We start from the raw sequence: 3,455 nt of genomic DNA, 5'->3' as shown, positions 1-3,455 counted from the left end.
GGATAACTGATTATTATCAATGCTCACAAAATTTGTAAACAGGAGTAAAGAATTTGAATTTCTGGAGAGGCAGGGCAATGAAATAGGGCACCTGACGAACACTATAATGCTTTGCGGTGAAAGTGGGGTTGGTAAAAGCGAATTAGCTCGGAATTTTCTCAATCGTAAAGCCGAGCAATTCCCAGCGATAAAAGTCCCAATACAGCAAGCGGAAAAGGATAATTATTCAGCGGGGTATTATTTAACCAAGCTGGCTCGCAAAATGCATGAATATGCAGTAAAAGATAAGCGGATCTACTCTCTTCAGGATTTTTTAAGGAAAGATGCCAGTGCCAGCATTCTTGTAAAGAAAATCGGCAACAATTTTAAGTGTGATTTAAGTAATCTTGTTCCGTTCTCTAACACGGCAAAAACTTTATGGGATTTGGTTTTCGCCCAAGGTGATTTCAATCCTAATGTTTTTTTTGAATCAACGCATTCGGATGTGTTAATAACGCTTTTTGAATATGTTCTTCATAATTGTAGCCATCACTCTTTGATCATCAATATCGAAAATATTCAAAATATCGATCCTAGATCATTGGATTTGTTGGTTTCAATTATTCGATACAGCAAAAACTGTCTTTACCTGCTTGAGTTCACTGACGCCAGCCAAAACGGTTATCATTTTTCCGAACTTATCAGTGTACTAACGGAGAATAATATTGCTATCGACTTTTTACCAGTGGAACCTTTGTCACTTGAAGAAGTAAAACATCTTATAGATGATCAACCTCACATTACCTGGGAGGTAATAAAAAATTCCTATGTGAACTGGAATGGTAATATGCGCTTGGTCGTAGATGTTCTTGCGAAATTAAAATATGGACTTCCGATTAAGGGAAGCAATTATATTGACATAGAGGCTGCAACAAGGGAACATATTAGCGCTCTTAAGCAATCCGAGTTTTTCTTATTGAGCATTATTGCAATTCACCATGAACCTGTTGAACTAAATCTCTTACGAAAACTAACGACTTTTAAAGAGGCTTTCACTTATGTTTTAGATATTGCCCCCCTCATCGGCTCACTTGAGAATCGATATCTGGTCAAAAATTCAAATGGGACGATCATGCTTGCTCATGATACGATTGCCGCCGAAATGGTCAAATTACCCAAATACGATCTATTTGCGATAATCGGCCAGCGATTCTGGCTTGATAACTATGAGCAATTACTTGCTTCGGACGACCTGTACGCATCACGAGGATGGCTACTGATGAAAGTACTGTACTTTTCCTCGCTGTTAAGCTTGGATTCAAAAGTGATAGACCTATTGGATCTGATCAATTGGGAGGCGTTAAAGAGTCGCGACCCGGAAAAGATGATCACTTATGTGAATGAGGTGCGTTTGAACCTTTTAAGGAAGAATACAATTAATCACCACACGCTTTTATTAAAGTTAACTTATTGGTTGATAGAGATATGGTTAAAGCTGGGGCATAGTCAAAAATCCTGGGATTTATTATCCGAAATTAACGATGACAGTAAAGCCCTTCGCGTATTAAAAGCGATTCTGATGGAACAGGTCGGGAAGCATACTGACGCAATTGCTTTTTGTGAAAGAGAGCTTTCAAACGCTGTGGTTGGTACAAACTATGAATTGGCGCTGAGGCTAGTTAGACTACTTACCTATTACGATATCGGTAATACCGAGATATCATTGACGGAGTTCTTTTCACTGTACGAAAATGAAAGTTATGTCAATTTATTGGAATACGGTTTTCTGCTGCGTAATGCTGAATTTATATTTAGTTACGCTGATAGTTTGCCTTATTATTTAAAGAGTATCGAACATTTCCAGCGGTTTGGTGCCCGTAGACAAGCAGCATTTTCAAGAATCACATATGGCGTACACCTCGGATTAACTGGCAAATATGAAATTGCAAAACAACAGTTCCTTAAGGCCGAAGAAGAATTGGGTGACGAGATTACAGAAAAACACACTTTATGGAATAATCTGGCAGTATTGCAATTATCCCAAGGCGTAACTGATGGCAACGCCGAAGATTTGTTGAGACAGGCTTTGGTAACCGCATCTGGTGGGTTCGACAAATTTACCATCGCCATGAATTACTTTATTCTGATGGACAGGAAAGACAAACATTCGGAAGCGGAAATGGCCATCTCGGTTATGACTAAAATTTTAGAAAACCGAACTTTTGCCAATAAGGAAATTCTGAGATATGCGTACTTCGACTTATTTAAATACTATGAAAGAATTGGATTGGCTGATTTAGCACTATCCTATCGGAACGCTATCGATGAATTAGGAATGGATGAAACCCCCATTTGGCGGTATTGGCTGCATGGTATTCCGATCGATGAGAATGATGAAGATTTTTATTTATCCTTCCAAGATCGCGCAATTAGCTTCCTGTGTAATTGGAATATGGAGTATGATAGTGAGCTAATGCCGTATTGATAATAGTTGACAATAATTCTTGATAGTTGCCACCTCTTAATTTTATTGCGTCAACAAAGGAACAATCATCCCCTATGTAGCAATCCGGAGTCATTTCTATTAAGAAGAACCCATCATTGTTTAATCGACCGTCCATTCTCATAAAGTCCATTTTTCCCAAACTCAGAAAAAGATTTTTAATATTCTCTTTCTCTGACGATGAAAGCAAATGCGTTATTGGGCGGTGAAAACTATCAGCATCGGGCAGATGTTTGTCTTTCGCAGAATAAACTTTATCCAGCAGGTAATTTTCATTTCCTTCAAAAACGATTTCCATGGCTTCGAACATGCTGATATCGTGATTATTTCCAACGATACATATTACACACTCTTTACCTGAAATAAATTCCTCAACCAAAACAGGCTGTTTAAATTCTTTAAACAACGCTTCAACCAATTTATACGCGCTTGCAAAATCATATACTTTTGAAGAGTCACTAATACCAATCGAACTTCCCTCAAAATTTGGTTTCACAATCAGCGGCAATTTCAAAGTCTCAATATTTGGCATGGATACCAAATTGTCTACGAGTATTCCGGCGGCGCTCCGTATGTGGTGCCTTTTAGCAAATTCTTTCGCAAGAAACTTGTCTTGACAAACTATCCTGGCATAAACATCAGCACCTACGAATTTCAACTCACATGCCTCACAAATGGCTGGAACTAATGCCAACCGATTTCGGGAATCACTACCGCCGTAGATAGTAAAAACAATATCATCGATATGTTTTGAAACATTGTGGCTAAGTTCTTCTGGTGATTGGTAATGAATTACTTCTTTACAAATGAGGCTTAATGTTGAATATACTTCATTGAAATACTCGTCTGAGATCATTTCAAGCTTATTGCTTTTGATATCTGATTTCTTATAGCTCTCGTAAGTTCGATCTGCTACTAGAACAATACGTACGTCTTTTAGCGATAAAGTAGGCATGATAATAATCAGTTATCC

General features: G+C 38.1%; 2 protein-coding genes. One reads left to right on the top strand and one right to left on the bottom strand.

What is annotated here, in order from left to right:
* The first annotated feature begins 19 nt into the window (after positions 1-19).
* Positions 20-2,464 carry a hypothetical protein gene (locus BC343_RS31410; protein WP_078349652.1) on the top strand — a complete coding sequence of 815 codons (2,445 nt, stop codon included), beginning with the start codon at positions 20-22 and terminating at the stop codon, positions 2,462-2,464.
* Here the strand turns inward: BC343_RS31410 and BC343_RS20320 are convergent.
* Entirely contained in the window at positions 2,409-3,437 is a 1,029-nt protein-coding gene (locus BC343_RS20320; protein ID WP_078349651.1) for a D-alanine--D-alanine ligase family protein, read from the bottom strand. The two genes, BC343_RS31410 and BC343_RS20320, sit on opposite strands and share 56 nt — an antisense overlap.
* Between the last annotated feature and the right edge of the window lie 18 nt (positions 3,438-3,455).

The organism is Mucilaginibacter pedocola, assembly GCF_002013915.1.
GTDB classification, from domain to species: Bacteria; Bacteroidota; Bacteroidia; order Sphingobacteriales; family Sphingobacteriaceae; genus Mucilaginibacter; species Mucilaginibacter pedocola.
This window is presented reverse-complemented; position numbering and strand designations above follow the sequence as displayed.